Source organism: Paenibacillus sp. tmac-D7, assembly GCF_006519665.1.
Taxonomy (GTDB): domain Bacteria; phylum Bacillota; class Bacilli; order Paenibacillales; family NBRC-103111; genus Paenibacillus_G; species Paenibacillus_G validus.
Map to the genome: position 1 here is coordinate 37,166 of NZ_VIDW01000029.1, position 16,555 is coordinate 53,720.

The 16,555-nt window shown below is 49.0% G+C and carries 10 protein-coding genes; 7 read left to right on the plus strand and 3 right to left on the minus strand.

Going from position 1 to position 16,555, the window contains the following annotated elements:
- Positions 1 to 247 precede the first annotated feature (247 nt).
- The 7 genes from FKP33_RS18470 (at position 248) to FKP33_RS18500 (ending at position 11,422) form a co-directional block, all read left to right on the plus strand.
- Complete coding sequence (locus FKP33_RS18470) at positions 248 to 2,164, plus strand: XylR N-terminal domain-containing protein (protein ID WP_181410205.1); 1,917 nt, start codon at positions 248 to 250, stop codon at positions 2,162 to 2,164.
- Positions 2,165 to 2,389: 225 nt separating this feature from the next.
- On the plus strand, positions 2,390 to 3,721 hold the full coding sequence (locus FKP33_RS18475; RefSeq protein ID WP_054797056.1) for a phenylacetate--CoA ligase family protein: 1,332 nt from the start codon (positions 2,390 to 2,392) through the stop codon (positions 3,719 to 3,721).
- Positions 3,722 to 3,738: 17 nt separating this feature from the next.
- Positions 3,739 to 5,784 carry a hydantoinase/oxoprolinase family protein gene (locus tag FKP33_RS18480; protein ID WP_141336016.1) on the plus strand — a complete coding sequence of 682 codons (2,046 nt, stop codon included), beginning with the start codon at positions 3,739 to 3,741 and terminating at the stop codon, positions 5,782 to 5,784.
- A 5-nt stretch (positions 5,785 to 5,789) separates the two neighbouring features.
- The gene (locus tag FKP33_RS18485) at positions 5,790 to 6,128 is read left to right on the plus strand and encodes an acetone carboxylase subunit gamma (RefSeq protein WP_219996676.1); all 339 of its coding nucleotides are present in this window, start codon (positions 5,790 to 5,792) and stop codon (positions 6,126 to 6,128) included.
- A 4-nt stretch (positions 6,129 to 6,132) separates the two neighbouring features.
- A complete protein-coding gene (locus FKP33_RS18490) occupies positions 6,133 to 8,334 on the plus strand; it encodes a hydantoinase/oxoprolinase family protein (protein WP_258313487.1) in 2,202 nt (733 codons plus the stop codon).
- Between the two features lie 32 nt (positions 8,335 to 8,366).
- Positions 8,367 to 10,421 (plus strand): hydantoinase B/oxoprolinase family protein, encoded by a 2,055-nt coding sequence (locus FKP33_RS18495; protein ID WP_141336017.1) that lies wholly within the window; start codon positions 8,367 to 8,369, stop codon positions 10,419 to 10,421.
- Positions 10,422 to 10,444: 23 nt separating this feature from the next.
- The gene (locus FKP33_RS18500; RefSeq protein ID WP_141336018.1) at positions 10,445 to 11,422 is read left to right on the plus strand and encodes a uroporphyrinogen decarboxylase family protein; all 978 of its coding nucleotides are present in this window, start codon (positions 10,445 to 10,447) and stop codon (positions 11,420 to 11,422) included.
- Between the two features lie 187 nt (positions 11,423 to 11,609).
- On the opposite strand, the gene FKP33_RS18505 is transcribed toward FKP33_RS18500, so the two are convergent.
- The 3 genes from FKP33_RS18505 to fdhF all read right to left on the minus strand — a co-directional run bounded on the left by FKP33_RS18505 (position 11,610) and on the right by fdhF (position 16,213).
- Positions 11,610 to 12,662, minus strand: a complete 1,053-nt coding sequence (locus FKP33_RS18505; RefSeq protein WP_141336019.1) for a P-loop NTPase — start codon at positions 12,660 to 12,662, stop codon at positions 11,610 to 11,612.
- Between the two features lie 113 nt (positions 12,663 to 12,775).
- Entirely contained in the window at positions 12,776 to 13,258 is a 483-nt protein-coding gene (locus FKP33_RS18510; protein WP_141336020.1) for a helical membrane plugin domain-containing protein, read from the minus strand.
- A gap of 15 nt (positions 13,259 to 13,273) precedes the next feature.
- On the minus strand, positions 13,274 to 16,213 hold the full coding sequence (gene fdhF / locus FKP33_RS18515; protein ID WP_141336021.1) for a formate dehydrogenase subunit alpha: 2,940 nt from the start codon (positions 16,211 to 16,213) through the stop codon (positions 13,274 to 13,276).
- Positions 16,214 to 16,555 lie beyond the last annotated feature (342 nt).

The window sequence follows — 16,555 nt, forward strand, 5'->3', positions numbered from 1 at the left end:
TGCGCTTGCTCAGGAAGCTTAAGTCCGTTCGTTGCAACTGCGATGTGGAGTAAGATCGTATCCCCAAAGCTTAGGTGTACCGATATTCTTTAAAATGTACACGCTTTCATTGACTTGCGATTATTTCCTATACTCCAATCTTTATTCATACTGTTGACAGTCGTCTTTCGATCGTTTTTTAGCAGGTCACCCGGAAGGATAGAAAGTCTAATCAAAAACCGGTCCAATGGTGAAAGGAGAAAGAACAATGAGGGCTACCGACTTATCTGCCGCCGAATTGCTATCATTTCAGTCGAATGAGGGGAAAATTTTTTTTAAAGATCGGCGAACCATTTTTGTCGGGGTCGATGCCTTAGGTACCTTGCGTAAAGATCTGATTTCCGCTCTGGGCATGGATCGGGCGAAAGGTTTTTTGCTCCGGTACGGGTGGCATTGCGGAACCAACGATGCGAGGTACGTCAAGGATGTGTTTGCATGGGAGGAGGAAACGGAATGGCTTCTGGCGGGCCCGAAAATTCACGGAGTTACAGGAAACGTACTGGCCGTTCCGATCGAGATTCGGGGAAACCGCGAAACCGGGGAATTTTACAGTGAAGGGTATTGGCACCATTCTTACGAGGCGGAGCAGCATTTGGAGTATTTCGGCTATCATCATGAGCCGGTTTGCTCGACCCTGATCGGTTATGCCGGCGGATACGGCAGCGAATTTTTAGGAAAGAAAGTCATTTTTAAAGAAATCGAATGCATAGGCAAAGGCGACCGGCATTGCCGATATGTGGGGAAACCTGTCGAAGAATGGGATGCGGAAATCAATCCGGAATTACCTTTCTACAAAGAGGAGAATCTAGCGATAGAGCTAGATAGAGCTTACCGCCGGATAGAAAAACAGAAGGAAGTGTTGAGCAACGCCTTAAGCATCAATGAAAAATTGTCAAAAATACTGATTCAAGGCGGAGGTTTGTCCACGATCGTCAAAATTTTGGCTCAGAATCTTCGTACAACGGTTGTCCTGGAGGATAAAAATTTCAACCTGCTTGAATCATTCGGCGAGTATACGCCTCATGATATCTTAACGTTTATTCAAACTTCGGGCGGGAAGCAGGCACAACGGATCCAGCGGTTAATGGATGAAAAAAGAACGGTTCATCTTTCCGTTCCCGGACAGTTCGGTTGGCAGCATGAACGCTTAATCTCTCCCGTTCTACTGAAGAATGAAGTATGCGGGTATCTTTCATTGGTCAAACCGCTCGACCCGTTTGATGAAATCGAAACCATTTCGCTGCAGCGCGCCTCTACGATATGTGCGGTTCAATTTCTGAATGAACGGACGGTCATTGAGGCGGAACAGCGCATGAAAGGGGAGTTTCTGAACGAGCTTCTCATCGAAAATCCGAATGTGGAAAACCTATCCTACCGAATGAAATTGATGGGATACGATCTGGACAAGCCCCATTATGTATTTGTCTTCAGCCTGCAGCACCGTTATGAAAGCCACGTTCAACAGCGGGACACCCATTTCATGGAATTCAAAAAAAGGATCGCGGAAACCATACATAGTCAATTGAAATCGTACGGGAGAAATGGTCTCGTTTCTACCAGGCTCGATAAAATCATTTCCGTCATACCCGAAGTGCTGTTGACTCAGATGAAGCTTGATCCGAAATCATTCGGCGAATTGTTGGTGAATATCGTCAATGCCAACTATGCGGATTTCAGGATTACGCTCGGTGTCAGCTCTCTTTGCAAAGGGATAGGCTCGTTTCGGAACGGATATGAGGAAGCCAACAAATCCATTGGAATAGCGCATTCGAGAGTAGTGAAGTCGAATGTCATTACCTTTGATGAGCTCGGATCGCTCGGAATTATTCTCCACGCCAAAAATGCGCAAGAGCTGGAGAGCTTTGCCATGAGATTGCTTAAGGATTTATTGGCCTACGATAAGGAAAAAGATGCCGAGCTTTTAAAAACGCTGTACCTATTTTTGGAAAACCAAGGAAATATTCATCAGACGTCGCGCGAAATGATGATTTCGATCGGCGCAATCCGATATCGTCTAAAACGCATTCAGGAGATTAGCGGGATCGACCTGACAAGGGCAAAGGATTTTTTCGATACGCATTTGGCGCTGCAAATCCTTATGTTTTACGGAGTATTTGAATTGTAGCGAATGAAGATGACCTCTATGCTGCGACAGTGCAGACATAGAGGTATTTTTGTTAACGGGATTTAGACGCTTCGTATAAAGTGCCGATGCTTTTTTTGTACGAATCGATTAACCGATGAAGTGCAAAAAGGATTAAGAACTTAACCTAAATGCGCATTGAATATTCTGAATATTTAAAATAGTATGGAGCTGTGAAGATCAACAAATTATTGGAGGTGAGTTTTTATGCCAACCAGCCCGTTTAACCCTTCGCTTCAGGAGAAGGTTTTCAATTCACAGCTGCCGCAGCTTCAAGCGGAAAAACTGCGCAACCAAATCCGTTATGTGTATGACCGATCCGAGTTTTACCGGCGCAAATTGGATCAGGCCGGAATTAGCCCGGAGCATATTCAGGGACTGCGGGATTTAGCCAAGATTCCTTTTACAACCAAAGATGAACTGCGGGAAAGCCAGCTTGCGGCTCCTCCATTGGGACTTCATGGAGCCGTTCCGATGGAAGACATCATCCGGATCCACGCTTCTTCCGGGACGACCGGCCGCCCGACGTATGTGGGAATCACGGATAGCGATCGTGAAGTGTGGAATGAAATCGTCTCCCGGGTCATGTACACGGGCGGGATGAGGCGTGAAAGCCGGGTCGTCTTTGCCATGGGATTAACCTTTTTCGTCGGTTCTTCGGCCAAAGAAGGCATCGAACGGCTTGGCGCGACATTCATTCCCATCGGAACGGGGGCTTCTGACCGGGTGATCAGCTCCATCATCGATTTGAAAGCGGATGTGATGCTTTGTACCCCGTCCTATTCCTTTTACTTGGCGGAGCATGTCAGGAACAAATGGGGAATGGAGCCGAAGGAATTGGGACTGAAGCTCATCTCAACCGGCGGAGAACCGGGGGGCGGAATGCCCGAAATTCGCAGGAGAATTGAGGAGGATTGGGGATGCAGGGTAGTCGAGGCGATGGGCAACGCAGATATGGCTCCGGTTCTGTTCGGCGAATGTTCGGAGCAGAACGGGATGCATTTCGTCGCTCCCGACTACGTAATTTGTGAAATCATTGATCCGGAAAGCGGTCAACCCATCGAGCTGTCCCAAGATTGCGAAGGAGAACTGGTTTATACGGCAATTGACCGTCAATGCGTACCCTTATTGAGATTTCGCACCAGGGACCTCGTTCGCGTGGAAACGGCGCCGTGCTCCTGCGGATTGAACAGCTTCCGCATCCGCTGCATCGGCCGTACCGACGACATGCTGATCGTGAGAGGAGTGAATGTTTTCCCAAGTGCGATACGTGATGTGATCAGCATGTTCCGGCCGAAGACAACCGGGGAAATTCAAATCCTTTTGCATCAGCCGCCTCCCTTAGTGAATCCACCGCTGCCTGTACTTGTAGAACATGGAAATGGGCTGACGGAAGAGGAGCTGCATCGGTTAAAGTCGGAGCTCGAAAATGAGCTTCGCACAAAACTGTTTTTCTCGGCAAATATTGAGCTCGTTCCCCCGGGAACATTACCGCGGTTTGAAATGAAGGCCAAACTTGTTAAAGAAATGTTCAAATAGCGAATGGAGGGTTGAACGTGTCGCAATTTACTGTTGATATCGACACAGGGGGAACGTTTACCGACGGTTTCTTCACCCAAGGCGGGAAATACGAAACCGTCAAGGTAGACACGACTCCGCATGATTTAACCGTTTGTTTTAATCAATGCATTGCCGAAGGAGCGCGCCGGTTCGGGTTTGAGAATGTGGGAGATTTTCTGTTGCAAACCAAGACGATCCGTTTATCCACGACCGTCGGAACGAACTCGCTGATCCAGCGTACAGGGCCCAAGCTTGGTTTGATTGTGACCGAAGGTTTTGATCGCTCGCTTTATCAAGAGAAGAACCCCGTTCTTAACTTCCTTGTCGAACCGGAATTAGTGGTTGGGATTCGCGGGAAAGTGGCGGAGGACGGGAGTATAAGCGTAGAGGTCGACGAGGATGAAGTTCGCAGCGCCACGAAAAAATTGCTGGATGCGGGCGCGCGCGCCTTCGTAGTCAGCCTGAAAAACGCCCACCTCAATACAGATAACGAGCGCAAAGTGCGAGATATCATTCAAACGGATTTTCCTACCCACTATTTGGGGGCGAAGTCCGTCCTCTTGGCAGGAGAAATCAGTCTTCGGGCCGATGACGGAATTCGAACCAACGCCGCGATTGTAAACGCTTACCTTCATCGCGACATGGTCAAATACCTGTATAAAGCGGATGAAGGCATACGGCAGCAAGGGTTGACCAACCCGCTGCTCATTGCGCACTCGAACGGCGGGGTGGCCAGGGTGGCTAAAACCAAAGCGATCGATACGTATAACTCGGGCCCGGCTGCAGGATTGATGGGAACGCAATATGTAGGACAACAATATGGAATCGATAACATCCTGACCCTGGATGTCGGCGGTACCAGTACAGATGTCGGCTTGATCTACAACGGGAAGATGACATTCGATACCGCTTCCTCAATTGCCAAGGTGCCCGTTCATACACCTTTAATACATGTTCTTTCCGTAGGCGGGGGCGGAGGATCGATCGCCAAGGTAACGAAGGAGGGCAAGGTTCAGGTCGGTCCTGAAAGCGCAGGGGCAGTACCCGGGCCGGCTTGCTTCAATCTGGGAGGCTCCAAGCCGACCGTGACGGATGCGGCCGTCATTCTAGGACTCATCGATCCGGAGTTCTTCCTTGGAGGGAAGAAGAAGCTTCACGCCCAAAAAGCACATGACGCGATCCAGAGGGCGATCGCCGCTCCTCTCCATATTTCCGTTCGGGAAGCAGCCGGCCTCATCATCGATGAATTAACGACGATCGGTTCGGAAGCTTTAAAGAGCCTTGCTGCAGAAAGGGGATACACACCGGAAAACTTCGTACTCTTCTCCTTCGGAGGCGGCGGAGGCTTGTTTTGTGCGGACATGGCCCAAAAATGCGGAATCAAACGTATCTATACGTTCCCTTTCAGTTCTGTGTTCAGCGCTTTCGGTCTATCCACAGCCGACATTAACCATGTCTACGAAACTAGAAGCCGTTTTCAAATCCGGGCGAATGAGGATTCGGCGGATCCCGCGTTGCATTCCGAGTTGTCGGAAAAGCTGGGCATCATGAAAAATTGGGCATACCGCGATATGCGCGGCGAAGGCTTTAGCCAGGAAGAGGTTTGCTTCGATATCGAAGTGGAGGTAACGACAGCAGACGGGAAGAAGCGGGGTATATATCCGCTGCCGTTCTCTACTGTTGAAACGCAAGCAAACGCCAAAGAAATAAACGAATATTTGCAAGGGTTGTGCCGGACATGGAAGGCTTCCGAATTGATCGTTGAATTTATTCGTCTCCGTGCTCAGGCTCCCGTCTCCCATTATCGTTTGCCGGAGGCAGCGATGTCCGACAGCAATCCTCTGCCGGCGCAAAAAGGGTTCAGATCGATCGGAATGGGAACGGATCAATTCGAGGCGCGCATTTATGATTTATCGCTTTTGAAGCCTGGCAATGAGATTGCCGGACCGGCCATTATCGAGAGTAACGATACGACGATTTTCATTCCGCCGAACGCCGGCTACCGGATGGATCAACATTTGAATGGAATCTTGGAGGTGTAACCGTTTTGAGACGCCAAATTACAGAGTATCTTGACATTGAGCTGCAGAAGGAAATGTGGGTATGCCGCTGCTGCGGCCATGAACTGATTTCCGCCAGAGAAAACTACAAAAAAGGGTGCCTCCTTTACGATCGCGACCCTCATGATATTCACCCGCCTGTCATTGACGAAACGTATACGTTTTCCGCGGACCCGAATTGGATGCGTTATATTGAGTTTTATTGCCCCGGGTGCGGAACGATGATTGAAGTGGAAGCGCTTCCTCCCGGTCATCCGATCACGCATGACATTGAGCTGGATATCGACCGCCTGAAGGAAAAGTATGTACAGGCCAAGGAGGGATAAAAACATGTCGATTCAGCAAAAGAAACAAGCAACGATCGATATCGATATCGGCGGTACCTTTACGGATTGCTTTATCCGATACAAGGATAAGTCCGTTATTGCGAAAAGCCCGACCACAGGCTACGATCTATCCGTTTGTTTTATGAAATCGATTGAAAAAGGGGCGGCGGAGCTCGGCCTGACCACGGAGGAATTACTAACGGATACGGAAGTGATTCGCTATTCGACAACGGTGGCCATGAACAAGCTGATTCAGCGCAAAGGACCCAAGCTGGCATTGATAACCTCCGAAGGGTTCGAAGACGTCACCTTTATCGGAAAAGGCAGCCAATGGCAGGATGGCATCAGCTCCCAAGAAGCCCGCAATGTAGCCAAGGTGGACAAACCACAGCCTTTGATTCCGCGCGAGCTTGTCGTAGGCGTCAAAGAGAGAATTGATTCGAACGGGAACGTGGTGCGTCCGCTGAATGAGGAAGATTTTCGCAATAAGCTCCAGTATCTTGTCGACCAAGGCGTCATGGGATTTGTCGTTTGCTTGCTTTGGTCGTTTAAAAATCCGGTGCATGAACAGCGGATCAAACAAATCATTAAAGAGGATTATCCTGAATTTTTCTTGGGGAATATGCCGGTTTTCCTTTCCCATGCTGTGCTGCCCAAACGGTTTGAATACAGCAGGGCCAATGTAACGATTCTCAATGCCTATTTGCATCAAACGATCGCGGAGGAATTGGCCGGCATCGGGGATGAGCTTCGTGACCTGGGATATGACCGCTCCTTGCTCATGGTGTATAACACGGGCGGAATGGGAGAGGTGTACCGGACAGCCGCTGTCAACACCTACAATGGCGGTCCCGTATCCGGCGTTATCGGCAGCAGCTACATCGGCAAGCTTTACGGCTACGACAACGTCGTGTTTTCCGATATGGGCGGAACCAGCTTCGATCTTGGCCTTGTCGTGGACGGCAGCACCCGATTTTATCAATTTCACCCTGTGATTGACCGATGGCGGGTGGATTTGCCGATTATTGAAACCAAATCCATAGGAGCCGGCGGAGGATCGATTGCTTGGATCAATACGCTGCTCGGCAACCGACTGGAAGTCGGGCCGCAGAGTGCGGGCTCTTTCCCGGGACCTGCAGCCTTCGATCAAGGGGGAACCGAGCCTACCGTCACGGATGCCGATCTCATCTTGGGATATATTGATCCGGATTATTACCACGGCGGCGAATTGACGCTGAACCTGGAGAAAGCGCGGAAGGCGATTCACGATAAAATAGCCCGGCCGTTAGGAATCGACGTAGTTGAAGCGGCGGCGTTGATTAAGAAGATCGTAGATGGAAATATGGGAAATATCATTCACAAGGAAACGGCCCTTAAAGGCTACGACCCCAAAGATTTTGTCCTGTTTGCCATGGGCGGAGCCGGAGCGACGCATTGCTGCGGATACGGATTTCACGCCGGCATTTCCAACATTGTCGTCATGCAGCAATCTCCTGTATTTTGCGCGTTTTCTTCCAGCTTGATGGATATCAAGCACATCTATGAGGAATCCAAACATATTATTTTGCTGAAGCCGGGAACCAAAGAATTTCTGGCGGATTATGACAGCTTCAATGAAGTCGTATATCGCTTGAAAGACAAAGCGCTGCGCGATATTCGCGGCGAAGGCTTCAAAGAGGAACAGGTGGTATTTGAGCTGGAAGCGGATATGAAGTTCGGAGGACAGCTCAATGTGAAGCGAACGAAATCTCCAGTTTTGACGCTGGAGAGCCGGGAAGATGTGCAAGTCTTATGGGATCAATTCACCAAAGAATATTCCAATGCGTACAGTCCGTTAGGGGTCTATCCGGAAGGCGGCGTCGAAATCGAGAATATTGTGCTTCATGCTATCGTAGTTCAGCCGAAATATGAACTGCCTGAAGCGGTCCCTCAAGGCACCGATCCGAGCGCCGCCTGGAAAGGAAAACGGGAAGCGTATTGGGAGGAGCTGAAGGAATACCGCAATACGGATATTTACCAGATGGAGAAATTGAGCTGCGGCAATGTCGTCAGCGGTCCGGCGATTATTGAATCCAGCAACACGACCGTGGTGCTGCCGCCCGGCGCTGCCTATACCGTCGACAAGTATCTTAACGGGCTCATTACGAAGACCGATGCCGCTGTACCGGATGCCATTCGTTCGGCGGATCGCATCTCCATCGTGTAACGGAACCATTATGATGAGGAGGGGAACAGACAATGCCGCTTGATTTGGAGATTAACGAGAGGTTCAAGCCTGAACCGCGGTCAGATTTCGAAACGGAATGCATGGAACGGCTGCAGCCCGGAGAATATGAGATCTACAGTGAAAAGCTGAACAATATCGTGTTGGAGGGCAAGGAAATACTTACGCGGGTCGGCGTCTCCGGCTTCTTCCATTCGGGGGACCTGATTGTCGGTCTCTACACGGCCAAGGGAGACTTGGTCACAGCCTACTGCGGGGTGTTTCTCCACTCCGTAACGACGCAGATTGCCATCAAATATATTCTGAAATACTTCAAGGACGATCCGACCGTCGGGATTCGCGAAGGGGACATTTTTTACGCCAATGAGGCGCTGTATGGCGGCGTGCATAATCCCGATCAGGCGGCCGTCATGCCTATTTTCCATGAGGGGGAACTGGTAGCCTGGGCCGCCACCGCCGTACATCAACCGGAAACGGGTGCCATCGAACCGGGAGGAATGCCGGTTACCGCCCGGACCCGATACGATGAAGGCATGAAGCTGCCGCCGATGAAAATCGGAGAAAATTATCAAATCCGCAACGATATTTTAGAAATGATGGCCAACATGGTATCCCGTGCGCCGCGAATGCAAGTGATCGATACGAAGGCTCGGGTGGTTGGCTGCGACCGCATACGGGTGAGGATTCAAGAGCTGATTAAGGACAAAGGGATTCATGTCGTAGTCGGCGTGATGCGAAAGATGATTGAAGTGGCCGAGGAAGCCGTCTACAAGCGCCTGGAAAGCTGGGAAGACGGAACATACAGGTCCGTCGCTTTCTTCGACACTATCGGCACGCAAGATTCTTTGATTCGCTGTTTCCTTACCTTGAAGAAAGAGGGCGGCAAACTAACCTTTGACTTTACGGGAAGCTCCCCGGAAAACGACGGATCGTTCAACTCCTTCGCCCATATCGTGAGGGCACACAGCGCGATTTACTTGTTCGGCGTGCCGTTCGCCGATTTGCCGACGGCTTCGGGCATCTTTTCGCCCATTGACTTTGTAGTGCCGCTCGGCACCTACCTCAATGCCAACTGGGATGCTTCCGTTGCGAATTCACCGGTCAGCAACAGCGGAACCATGGCCGTCATCGGGCACGCCATGGCGAAGCTGCTGTTTGCCAGCGGGCAGCATGATATTGCGACAGCCGTTTACGGCTGCAGGGGATCCAGTTTTGTCGTGGCCGGAGTGAATCAATGGGGCGTGTCGTTTGCCGACATCCTGGCGAACGTCTTTAATAGCGAGGGAGGAGGAGCACGCTCAGACCGGGACGGAATCGACAGCTGGGGATTCCCATGGGGATGCTGGGGCAAAGGGCCGGATGTGGAGGATATGGAAAATGAACAGCCTCACCTGCATCTGTTCTTCAAGCATCTGCAAAACTCCATGGGGTTCGGCAAGTACAGAGGCGGTTCCGGCGCGACGATCGGCGTGGCTGTACAGAGTGTGCCCGCTCTAGTGTATCAATCGAACAGCAAAAACCATAAGGTTCCGACCTCGCTAGGCTTGTTCGGAGGGTATCCTCCCGCTACCCACCCGGGTTTATCCTTGAAAAATACGGACTATTTCGAAAAGGCGGAGCGCGGCGACGGAGATTTGCCGTCCGACGTGATGGAGCTTGTAAAAGACCGCACGATTCAAGGAGATTATAAGGTCGAAGGAAATATAAGATTCGCCGAAGTATTCGGGCGCGGGGACATTTTTATCGGAAGCTCTTCCGGAGGCAGCGGTTATGGCGACGTGCTCGATCGCGATCCGAAAGACGTCATTTCGGATTTGCGCAAAGGCATGATTTCAGACGAGGTGGCGAAGCGCTTGTATAAGCTCGTGTATAATTCATCCACATGGGCCGTCGACGAAGAAGCCACTGTGCAAGCGCGGAACGATGAGAGGGACGCGCGCAAGAGACGGGGCAAGAGGTATGAGGATTTCGTAGCGGAATGGTCGAAACATAAACCGTCAGAAGATGCTCTATCCTATTATGGCGCTTGGCCTAACGCAGAGCCTACACGTAAGATCGTGAGAATCTGAATGTTCATCGGGGGAGGAGTCGCATGAACGTCAAAGAGTTGGTAAAAAACGCGCTGCGCTGCCGCAAAGTGCCTCGCCCACCGTTCATCCCGCTCATCGGTTCGTATTTGACGAGGGTCGATCAATATTCTTTGAAGGAAACATGGAGTGATCCGGGGCTTCTGCATCAAGCGCTGCGAAATACGCAGCAATTATTGAATTACGATGCGGTCGTGATGCCGCTCGACACATCGCTGGAAGCCGAAGCTTTCGGTTTGCCGGTGCGGTGGGACGGCGGAAAGCCGGAGATCGGGGGGCGTCTTTCCAGGGAGGAGCCCCCTCCCTTTGACTCCGAGGCCTGGCTTGGACGGGGGAGAGTCCCGGTCTTTATCGAAGCGGCCACACGGTATGCCCAGGTTGAAGGCAAGCAAATTCCTCTGTTCGCGTCCGTTTCCGGTCCGTTATCGGTTTGGAGCGGGCTTTACGGCCGGCAAGCGGGAAGCGACGAAGGGGCTGATCTATCCGATCTTCCGCACCTAGAGACCGTTGTTCAAGCTGTGATTGCCTTATGCAGGGAGTATGCGGAGGCGGGTGTGGACGGAATTATTGTAAATGAAGGGAGCAGCGGCGCTTCACAAGAAAGTTTAGTCGCCTTATCGGGGGTATACAAACCGATATTTAACGTCATAAGACATTTTAATCTGCCGGGGGTATTAAGGAGTCCTCAACAGACGGAAGGAAATCGGTTTCCCTTCACATCGTTGGGGGCGGACGCTTGCATTTGTTCGTTACATCCCCATTCGGGCGGGGAAAATATACGGGGGGCGATCGGAATTCCGCTGAAACAAGACTTCTGGTCTGAAGCTTCGGACTCCTTGCCGATCGTCGGCTTTGGCTCCGCGTTCAAAAACAAAGGCGTATTTCTAACGACGGAATCCCCGTTGGATCAAGAAGATATCGATTTATTGGATCTGCAGGATAGGATTGAACAACTATTGACGGATGCCTACTGGAACGGCTGATGTGAATAGGAAATGAAGCTGCCCGGTTGAAGACCCATCCACAGTTTTTAACTTTTGAATGCACGAGAGTGCTGCATATTCTGCGTCCTCAGCGACAACGATATGAAATAGGGCTACATTGTCGGTGAGGATCGCTTCTTTTTTTATCCTATCTTGCTAGAGACGTCTACGACCGCCCTCGAAAAAGTTATTTACCTTTGTTGACAAGCTCTTCCGCTAAATGTGAGAAGACCTCCCCAAGGAGAGAATCTTCCTCATAAACAGATGAACCGGTATTTTCCTCTGGCTGTGCAAAAGGAATTTTGGCGATTACCTCGGTTTGCAGCTCCAACGCAAGTGTTTCGCCGCCACCTCGTCCAAAAAGGTAATTCTTCGTTCCAGCTTTGTCTTCATAATAAGACATGTTTTCCACGATGCCTATAATTTCATGTTTGGTATGCTTCGCCATGGCACCTGCTCTTGAAGCGACAAAAGAAGCTACATTATGAGGAGTGGTCACAATGATTTCTTTGGCTTGAGGAATCATGGCAGCTACATCAATCGCGACATCACCCGTACCGGGAGGTAAATCAAGAAGCAGGTAATCTAATTCTCCCCAGTGGGTATTCCCGAGAAAATTCCGGATCCATTTGTTGAGCATAGGCCCGCGCCACATCACTACATTGTTATCCGGTGCGAAAAATCCCATTGACATGACTTTAATACCGTGACTAACGGGAGGGATCGCCGTCTGGTCAATCATGGTTGGCTTCTGGCTGATTTGCATCATGGCCGGGATACTAAAACCGTATATATCTGCATCTAATATGCCTACTCTTTTGCCTAATCGCGCCAATGCGGCTGCGAGGTTAATCGTTACCGTTGATTTTCCTACACCGCCTTTTCCGCTAGTTACAGCGATAAACGTTACACCGGAATCCGGACGTAACATTGCGGGCATTCCTCCTTCAGATGTAGATTCTTTTTTTAACGACTGGGTTAAGGCAGCGCGCTCTTCATTCGTCATCGAACTGAATGATAAGGAAATGTCTGCAGCGCCGATGCGTCTGAGAGATTCTTCGATATCTTGCCCAATTTTAGCTTTCAAAGGGCAGCCCTGGATGGTTAATACAACTTCCAGTCCAATTCGGACACCATCGATTTTGATATTTCTTATCATATTTAAATCAACAATGCTTTTATGAAGCTCAGGATCTTCTACATGCCTGAGGGCTTCTAAAACATTTACGTTTGTCAGCATACGATCATTCCTTTTCTAATAGAAGGGGTCAAATCCAATTTATGAAAGGAACCTTTTGTCTAAATAAGACGAAAAGGTTCCTTTCAAGCAGGATTTAACAATTTTTTTTTAATTTATTCTTCTTTTAATCCTTTGCCTAAACCTTTCATGAAATGAATACCGAATCCGATTGCACGGTTAATATCCGGATCATTTAATACTTTTACAAGGTCAAGCATGCCTATTTTTTTATTGCTTTGCAAGTGCTTGCTGCCTTCATCCAAGCCTGATGACAAACTGCCTGCCAGTTTTTTTGTCAGTTCCGGATCAAGGCTGGTTAATGCGCCTGCCGCACCCATAAGATTATTGATCATATTCGTTACGGGTTCACGGGTTATTTGTCCCAGGGCAATTTTTGCGATTTTTTCTTTGGCCTGAAGCATAGCGTTTGCAGCTTCAAATACGCCGATGTCGTTCAGTTCACCAACGATATCCAATATTTTGTTTATGGCTTGTTCGTTATCGGCAAGCAGTGTTTTTAAATCTTCCAGCCTTTGCTGCCGCCGCTCTTCATCGGTCCATTCTTGCTTTTGAATGGCTGTAATTGGTGCTGCCATATACGTTCCTCCTGTCTAGTTATTGGTTAAGTGGACATACCCCGGGCGATCCCACTTGCGCTGAACCTCGACGCCATTTTGGGGATGACGTTTTTTGTTGCGCGGGTTCGTGCGCGGCAGAGGGTTTTCTCCGTCTACACGCAGCACTTCCAGACGAACCTTGGTTTGTTTATATGCAGGTGTATTGGTGCGTTGGTCGACCGCAGGACCGGTTAAGAAATTAATCGCTGATTCCTTATCTACCGAGTTCATCGGCAGGAAGATTTCATTTGCTTTCACGCGATCCGTTACAAGAGCATGTAATTTAAGCGCTCCGAATGGGGATACCAAACGAACGAGCGAACCGTCTTTAATTCCGCGTTCTTCCGCAAGCTCCGGAGAAACCTCAACGAAAATCTCAGGCACTTTGGATTGAATGCCTTTTGATTTGTTCGTCATATTACCTTCGTGGAAATGCTCGAGCATACGGCCGTTATTGATGTGAAGGTCGTACTCTTCCGGGAATTCGGCCGGGAGCACCCAATCAGATAGGGCAAAGCGGGCTTTCTTATCCGGAAAGTTAAATCCATCGACATAAAGAAGCGGCGTGCTGACACCATCAAGGCTTCCCCATAAGAAACTATTCCAGCCTTCAAGCACTTCGTAATTGGCTTCTCCGAAAATTGGAGATAAGCTTGCCATTTCTGCAAATATTTCGCTTGGGTGGCTGTAGTTCCAGTTTTGGCCCAGACGGTTTGCGACCTCTTGCACAATCCACCAGTCGGGCTTGGAATCTCCCAGCGGAGGAAGGGCTTGATACAACCTTTGTACACGACGTTCGGTGTTTGTAAATGTCCCATCTTTCTCAAGAGATGGAGTTGCAGGCAGTACAACGTCTGCGTACTGTGCTGTTTTGGAAAGAAAAATATCCTGAACGACAAAGAAATCAAGACTGGATAAAATATCGTGCACATGATTGGAATTGGAGTCGACAAGCGCCATATCTTCGCCGACAAGATACATGGCTCTCATCTTGCCTTCTTCAATCGCATGAAGCATTTGAATGTTATCGAGACCTGGTTTGCCATCGATTTTCACGCCATATGCTTGTTCAAATTTGGCACGGGCTGCATCATCGGTGATGTGCTGATATCCTGGGAGCCAGCCTGGAAGAGTCCCCATATCACAAGCGCCTTGTACATTGTTATGGCCCCGAAGCGGGTAGGCGCCGGCGCCTGGACGACGGTAGTTTCCTGTCGCAAGCAGCAAGTTCGAAATCGCGGCGGAAGTATCGGATCCGCCCGTGTTTTGGGTGACGCCCATACCCCAAAGAATGCAAGTACCGTCTGCATCGCGAATCATTTCAGCTACTTGAATAAGCGTTTCTTTTGAAATTCCCGTAATTTCTTCTGCGTATTCGAGCGTATATTTCTCAAGCACAGCCTTGAAATCATCGAAGAAGTTAACATTCTCATCAATAAAGGTTTGATCGTGCCAGCCTTGATCGATGATATATTTGGTAACCGCCATAAGCCATACTTGGTCTGTACCTTGCTTAGGACTGATAAAGATATCAGACCGCTCAGCCATTTCATTTTTGCGAAGATCCGCAACAATTAGTTTTTGCCCATGAAGCTTGTGTGCACGCTTGACACGAGTGGCTAATACCGGGTGACCTTCTGCCGGATTTGCGCCAACGATGATAACAAGACCTGCTTGCGCAATATCTTTAATCGTACCTGCATCGCCGCCCATACCTACCGTCCGGAATAAACCGTCTGTTGCAGGAGATTGGCAATAACGTGAGCAGTTATCGACGTCGTTCGTTTCGAAAACTTGACGTGCTAACTTTTGAATCACATAATTTTCTTCATTTGTAATCTTGGAAGAAGAGATAAAGCCAATGGAACGATTTCCGTATTGTTGTTTAATCGCGCCTAATTTGCTTGCGACTAAATCAAGCGCTTCATCCCAGGTGGACTCGACGAATACGCCGTTTTTACGAATTAACGGCTTAGTGAGACGTTCTTCAGCGTTAACGAAGTCCCAGCCGAACTTCCCTTTTACGCAAGTTGAAATGGCGTTGACCGGTGCATCGGAAGTAGGTTGAACTTTAAGAATCTTGCGACCCTTCGTCCAAACTTCGAATGAACAGCCTACGCCGCAGAAGGTACATACGGTTTTGGTTTTTCTCGTACGCGTATCGCGCATCGCCGCTTCTACTTCCGAAATGGCAAAAATACCACTATAGCCCGGCTCAACTTCTTTGACCAGATCGATCATCGGTTCGAGAACGTCCTCTTTCAATCCAGTCATAAATCCGGCCTCGCCCAGCATCGATTTCTCCATCAACGCGTTACATGGACAAATAGTGACACATTGCCCGCAGCTAACGCAGGAAGAATCGTTAATTGCCGCTCCATCATCCCATATCACGCGGGGACGCTCCGCTTCCCAGTCTATGGACAGAGTTTCATTGACTTGAAGGTTCTGACAAACCTCAACGCATTGACCGCAGGCGATACACTGGTTAGGGTCATAACGGTAGAAAGGGTGGGACATATCGACTTCAGATACGTCTGCTTTTGGGGTATAGGGGTATTTTTGGTGTTCAATCTCCATCAGCTCAGCGGTATTATGTAACTTACAGTTTCCGTTGTTATTGTCACATACCGTACAGTAGAGCAGATGATTTTCTAATAAGCGATCCATCGCTTCAGTTTGAGCCTCTTTGGCGCCTTTCGATGACAATTCAATGTTCATACCGTTCATAGCAACCATGGAGCAAGAACGTACAAGCTTTCCGTCGACTTCTACGATACAGGTATCGCAAGTTTGAATGGGATCTACCTCTGGAACATAACAGATTTGCGGATGCTCGATCCCATTTTGATTAATGATTTCCAGGATGGTTGAACCGGGAGCGGCTTGATACCCTTTGCCGTCAATTGTAATTCTAACCATGTTATCGTTCATGGTTCTACTTCCTCCTTTTAGACAAATAAAAAAACCACCATAATCAAACACGCCTGAGGTAACAGGAGGCCGTGTACGATCATGGTGGAATAGTTCATTAGCAGATCTTGCTAACACACCAATCCATTATAAGCGAATGAAATAATAGAATCATAACAGGGTAAATATCATGACTCCATCTTTATCGGTTACTATTATAGCGCTTAGTTAGCGTATTAACAATACAAAAAACTATTTTTTGGAATACGCAGTTTCGGACGCCGCTCTTTTTTTTTCTCAAGTGTTGATTTATGATAAGAAAATTAATAAAAAGCCAACAGTAAAAATTTTATATCAATCGTT